The organism is Pseudomonas sp., assembly GCF_050739995.1.
GTDB lineage: Bacteria > Pseudomonadota > Gammaproteobacteria > Pseudomonadales > Pseudomonadaceae > Aquipseudomonas.
This window is the reverse complement of the sequence record NZ_JBOICG010000145.1, coordinates 1-5,854: the sequence shown is the minus strand read 5'-3', so window position 1 is coordinate 5,854 and position 5,854 is coordinate 1. Positions and strand designations below refer to the sequence as shown.

General features: G+C 60.0%; 5 protein-coding genes. 3 read left to right on the top strand and 2 right to left on the bottom strand.

Features of this window, described 5'->3' with window-relative positions; translation table 11 throughout:
• The 3 genes from ACRESD_RS05125 to ACRESD_RS05115 form a co-directional block, all read left to right on the top strand.
• The coding region (locus tag ACRESD_RS05125) for a DUF4105 domain-containing protein (RefSeq protein WP_431749930.1) at positions 1–1,490 on the top strand (1,490 nt) is incomplete at its 5' end.
• Positions 1,491–1,666: 176 nt separating this feature from the next.
• Positions 1,667–2,023 (top strand): hypothetical protein, encoded by a 357-nt coding sequence (locus ACRESD_RS05120; protein ID WP_431749929.1) that lies wholly within the window; start codon positions 1,667–1,669, stop codon positions 2,021–2,023.
• Between the two features lie 70 nt (positions 2,024–2,093).
• Entirely contained in the window at positions 2,094–2,591 is a 498-nt protein-coding gene (locus tag ACRESD_RS05115; RefSeq protein WP_431749928.1) for a GreA/GreB family elongation factor, read from the top strand.
• On the opposite strand, the gene gdhA is transcribed toward ACRESD_RS05115, so the two are convergent.
• Positions 2,588–3,925 (bottom strand): NADP-specific glutamate dehydrogenase, encoded by a 1,338-nt coding sequence (gdhA, locus tag ACRESD_RS05110; RefSeq protein ID WP_431749927.1) that lies wholly within the window; start codon positions 3,923–3,925, stop codon positions 2,588–2,590. The two genes, ACRESD_RS05115 and gdhA, sit on opposite strands and share 4 nt — an antisense overlap.
• 346 nt (positions 3,926–4,271) lie before the next feature.
• Positions 4,272–5,854, bottom strand: a 1,583-nt coding sequence (gene ettA / locus ACRESD_RS05105) for an energy-dependent translational throttle protein EttA (protein WP_431749926.1), incomplete at its 5' end; no start/stop codon positions are given.

The following is a 5,854-nucleotide window of genomic DNA, read 5'->3' as shown; positions in this document are numbered from 1 at the left end:
GGTTCAAGGACGTCGCGCCCCACAGCGCGGTGATGATCTTCCCGGCGGCCTACCTCAACAGTCCGTCGTCGATGTTCGGCCACACCCTGCTGCGCATCGATCAGGCCGACGTCCAGAGCGACAACACCGCCCTGCTCAGCTACGCGATCAACTTCGGCGCCTATATCGAAGGTTCGGACAACAGCATTCTCTATGCCTGGAAGGGCCTGATGGGCGGCTATCCCGGCCTGTTCGCCCTGGTGCCCTATCAGGAAAAACTCTCGGAATACCGCAGCCTTGAGAACCGCGACCTGTGGGAATACAGGCTGAACCTGACCCAGGTCGAGACCGAACGCATGGTCGAGCATGTGTGGGAACTCAAGCAGATCCAGTTCGACTACTTCTTCTTCGACGAAAACTGCTCGTACCGCCTGTTGGAACTGCTGCAAGTGGCTCGCCCCGGCTTGCGCCTCACCGAACAATTCCCGTTGACAGCCATTCCCACCGACACAGTCAAGGCGGTAAAAGATGCCGGTCTGGTAGAGAAGATCGACTACCGCCCATCCCGCGAGCGCGAATTGCTGGAACGCGCCAAGCCACTGGATAGCGATGAACAGCAGTGGGTGCTGAAGATCAGCGATGACCAGAAGCAATTGCAGGAACCGGCCTTCAAAAGCCTGCCCCGCGAACGTCAGGCGCTAATCATCGACGCCGCCTACCGGCTCGGTCGCTACCGCGCCAATGGCCTGGAGCGCGATAGCGAACGCTCCCAACGCAGCTTCGAACTGCTGCGCGCCATCAACCAGAACCCCGCGCCCGACCTCAAGATCGAACGCCCCGGCCTGCCCGAGAACGGCCACGAGTCACGCACCTGGCAAGCCGGCATTGGCACACGCGGCAGCAAGACCTTCGGCGAGTACGGCCTGCGCATGGCCTACCACGACCTCAACGACAACGCCGAAGGCTTCCCCCTCGGCGCACAGATCGAAATCCTGCAAATGAAACTGCGCCAGTACGAAGGCAATCACTGGCAATTGCAGCAACTGGACCTGGCCACCATCCGCTCCCTGACCCCACGCAACGCCTTGCTGCAACCCTGGTCCTGGCAAGTCACCGGTGGCCTGGAACGCGTGCCGGGCAAACACGACGACCAAACCCTGGTCGCCCACGTCAACGGTGGTGCCGGCGGCACCTGGCAACTGACCGACGACATGCTCGGCTTTGCCCTCGGCACCGTGCGCGTGGAACACAACAACGACTTCAGCGAAGCCATATCCCCGGCTGCCGGGTTCAATACAGGCGTGTTGTGGAAAAATCCGCTGGGCAACCTGAGCCTGGAAGCCAAGGGGGACTTCTTCACCAATGGCGAAGTGCGGCGCAGTATCAGCCTGAACCAGCAGTGGGAATTGTCGCGTAACCTGGGGCTGCGCTTGAGTGCTCAACGCGAGTACAGCCACTTATCGACGCCGATGAATGAAGTGATGCTCGAAGTGAAGTGGTATCACTACTGACTCAAACCTGACAAAGATCAAAATGTGGGAAGAGGCTTGCCACCTCCCACATTAGGTCCGCCTCTATTCAGCGCCACTTCAGAGCCCAACAACTCTCTCACCTCCCTTTCACACCGCCCCAACAAATCCCCTTCTAGACTTCCCCTATCAGCCGTGAAACGGCCAGGGAGCAAGCAATGTGGCGGTATGCGGTAATGCTGTGTGCGGTAGTGTGGCTGTCGGGTTGCCAGTCGACCCATCAGGAGTTGCTGGCCAAAGGTTATCCACCGGCGTTTGCCGATGGCTTTGATGACGGTTGCAGCAGCGGTCGCCAGGCTGCAGGGGTGATTACTGGAGAGTTTCGCAAAAATGTACCGCGCTATCTGAAAGACCGTGAATATGCCGAAGGCTGGGAAGACGGTTTTCGTCAGTGCAAGGCCATGCGTGAGAACGAAGAACTGCGCGACTACAAGGACAATCACTGGGATGACCGTGAGCGTGCCTGGCAGCAGGAGAAAGATCGCGACGCCGCCAGGGCCTATCGGTCGCAATAGGTCGCTCTCAGACATCCGTCGAAACTAAAGTGCAGCGAACATGGCCCAAGCGTTATAGAGGGAGAACGTCATGAGCCGAGCTTTTGTGAATGAAGACAGCGCCGCTGCCCAGGCCGATCAGCCGGTAGAGCGTCAGGTCAGCGGGCAACCCAACCGTCTCACCGCCCAGGGTCTGGCGCAGTTGCAAGCCAAGGTTGCGCAGTTGCAGCACGAGCACAGCCTCGAATCAGCCAAAGGCGAACAGGCCGATAAACAGCGCCAGGCCGACCTTGAGCGGGATTTGCGCTATTTCAACCAGCGCGTCCAGAGCGCTCAAGTCGTGGCGCCCGCTCTGTCCACCGACAAGGTGCAGATCGGCAGTTGGGTGACTTTCGCCAATGAGCAAGACGAGCAGCAGCGTATTCAACTGGTGGGGGAAGACCAGGCGGATGCCCAGGCCAACCTCATCAACTGGGGCTCGCCCCTGGGCCGCGCGTTGCTGGGCGCCCAAGTGGGTGACGAGGTGCTGTGGAAGCGCCCCGTCGGCGATCAGTTGATCGAAGTGCTGCGCATCGAGCCCGAGGCTTAGACGATGCCTTGGGCGAGCATCGCGTCGGCGACTTTGACGAAGCCCGCGATGTTCGCGCCCTTCACGTAATTGATCCGGCCGTTTTCTTCGCCGTAATGCACACAGGCGTGATGGATCGACTGCATGATGTTGTGCAGCTTGCTGTCCACCTCACCGGCCGTCCACAGCAGGCGCATGGCGTTCTGCGACATTTCCAGGCCACTCACAGCGACACCACCCGCGTTGGACGCCTTCCCCGGCGCGAACAGAATGCCGGCCTCGATAAAGATATCCACAGCTTCAAGGGTGGTCGGCATGTTGGCGCCTTCAGCCACACAGATGCAGCCGTTGCGCAGCAGGGTCCGGGCGGCCTCGGCGTCGAGTTCGTTCTGGGTCGCGCATGGCAGGGCGATGTCGCAAGCCAGCTCCCAGGGGGTTTTGCCTTTACGGAACTCCAGGCCGAAACGCTCGGCCAGCTCGCTGATGCGACCGCGCTGCACGTTCTTCAGCTCCAGCAGAGCAGACCATTGTCCTTCGGTCAAACCACTTTCGGCGTACAGGGTGCCTTCGGAGTCGGACAGGGAAATCACCTTGCCGCCCAGGTCCATCACCTTGCGTGCGGCGTACTGCGCGACGTTACCTGAACCCGAGATTGCCACGCGCTTGCCTTCAACCTGCTGCCCCTTGCGCTTGAGCATCTCTTCGGCGAAGTACACGCAACCAAAACCGGTGGCTTCCGGGCGGATCAGGCTGCCGCCGTAGGTCATGCCCTTGCCGGTCAACACCGAGGTGAACTGGTTGCTCAGGCGCTTGTATTGGCCGAACAGGAAGCCGATTTCCCGGGCCCCCACGCCGATATCGCCTGCTGGTACGTCCACGTCTGCGCCGATGTGACGGTACAACTCGCTCATGAACGCCTGACAGAAGCGCATGACTTCGGCGTCGCTCTTGCCCTTGGGGTCGAAGTCCGAGCCACCTTTGCCGCCGCCCATGGGCAGCGAGGTCAGGGAGTTCTTGAAGGTCTGCTCGAAGGCGAGGAACTTCAGTACGCCCAGGTTCACCGACGGATGGAAACGCAGGCCGCCCTTGTACGGGCCGATGGCGCTGTTCATCTGGATACGGAAACCGCGATTGACCTGGACCTTGCCGTGATCATCCACCCACGACACCCGGAAGGTAATCGCACGCTCTGGCTCGCAGATGCGCTCCAGGATGCCCGAGGTCAGGTAATGGGGATTGGCTTCGAGAAACGGCCACAGGCTGCGTAGGACTTCTTCTACGGCCTGATGGAATTCTGGCTGGTCGGGGTCGCGTTTCTTGAGGCGAGCGAGGAAGGATTCGACGGATTCGATCATGAAAAGTCTCGGCAAATTGATTGTTTTTAAAGGAGATTGAGCCGGACCTTAACAATTCATGTCGCACCTGAAAAGCGCAAAATGTCGCATTTGTGAATTTAAATGGTGCATTTGATATAAATAATTCACCTTTTCTGCACCCAAACAGGGATTTCAATCCGAGCTATGCACCAATAGGTAAACCGCTATCGCAGGCAAGCCAGCTCCCACATTTGATCGGGTTCCAACTTTGGAATGCGGTCGAATGTGGGAGCGGGCTTGCTCGCGAATGAATCCACCTCGGTCGCCCTGAAAAAACGCAAAAAAAACGGAGCCCGAAGGCTCCGCTTTGTTCAAACCAGCCGGATCAGGCCAGTTTTTTGTGCCGTACACGGTGCGGCTGGGCAGCTGCTTCGCCCAAACGCTTTTTACGGTCCGCTTCGTACTCGGTGTAGTTACCTTCGAAGAACACCGCTTGCGAGTCGTCTTCGTACGCCAGGATGTGAGTCGCGACGCGGTCAAGGAACCACCGATCGTGAGAGATCACAATGGCGGCGCCCGGGAAGTCCAGCAGGGCTTCTTCCAGGGAGCGCAGGGTTTCAACGTCGAGGTCGTTGGACGGTTCGTCGAGCAGCAACACGTTGCCGCCCTCTTTCAGGGTCAGGGCCAAGTGCAAGCGACCGCGCTCACCACCGGACAGGTCCTTGACGAACTTCTGCTGGTCGCCGCCCTTGAAGTTGAAGCGGCCCACGTAAGTGCGCGACGGGATTTCATAGTTGCCGATGCGGATCTGGTCGGAACCGTCGGAAATCTGCTGGAACACGGTCTTGCTGCCGTCGAGGTCGTCACGGCTCTGATCCACACAGGCCAACTGCACGGTTTCGCCGATCTCGATGCTGCCGGAGTCCGGAGTTTCCTTGCCCATCAACATGCGGAACAGCGTGGATTTACCCGCACCGTTACCACCGATAACGCCGACGATCGCGCCTTTTGGCATGGAGAACGACAGGTTGTCGATCAACACGCGGTCGCCATAGCCTTTGGTAACGTTCTTGAATTCGATGACCTTGTCACCCAGGCGCGGGCCAGCGGGGATGTAGATCTCGTTGGTTTCGCTGCGCTTCTGGAATTCCTGCGACTGCATTTCTTCAAAGCGTTGCAGACGAGCCTTGGATTTGGACTGGCGGGCCTTGGCGCCTTTGCGCACCCACTCCAGTTCTTCCTTCATGGCTTTTTCGTGGGCCGATTGCTGCTTGGATTCGGCGGCCAGACGGTCGGACTTGGCTTCGAGCCAACCGGAGTAGTTGCCCTCGTAAGGAATACCGGCGCCGCGGTCGAGTTCGAGAATCCAGCCGGCCACGTTGTCCAGGAAGTACCGGTCGTGCGTGATCGCAACCACCGTGCCCGGGAAGTCGTGCAGGAAGTGCTCCAGCCAGGCGACGGAATCGGCGTCCAAGTGGTTGGTTGGCTCGTCGAGCAGCAACATGTCAGGGGCCGACAGCAGCAGGCGGCACAGGGCCACGCGGCGCTTCTCACCACCGGACAGGTGCTCGACCTTGGCGTCCCACGCCGGCAGGCGCAGTGCATCGGCGGCGACTTCCAGTTGGCGCTCCAGGTTGTGGCCGTCGCCGGCCTGCAGGATGGCTTCCAGCTTGGCCTGTTCGGCGGCGAGCTTGTCGAAGTCGGCATCCGGCTCGGCGTAGGCGGCGTAGACCTCGTCCAGGCGGGCCTGGGCGTCCTTGATCACGCTGACGGCCTCTTCGACCACTTCACGCACGGTCTTGGCTGGGTCCAGTTGCGGTTCTTGTGGCAGGTAGCCGATGTTCAGTTCCGGCATCGGGCGGGCTTCGCCTTCGAACTCGGTGTCGACGCCAGCCATGATTTTCAGCAGCGTGGATTTACCCGAGCCGTTGAGGCCGAGCACGCCGATCTTGGCGCCAGGGAAGAAAG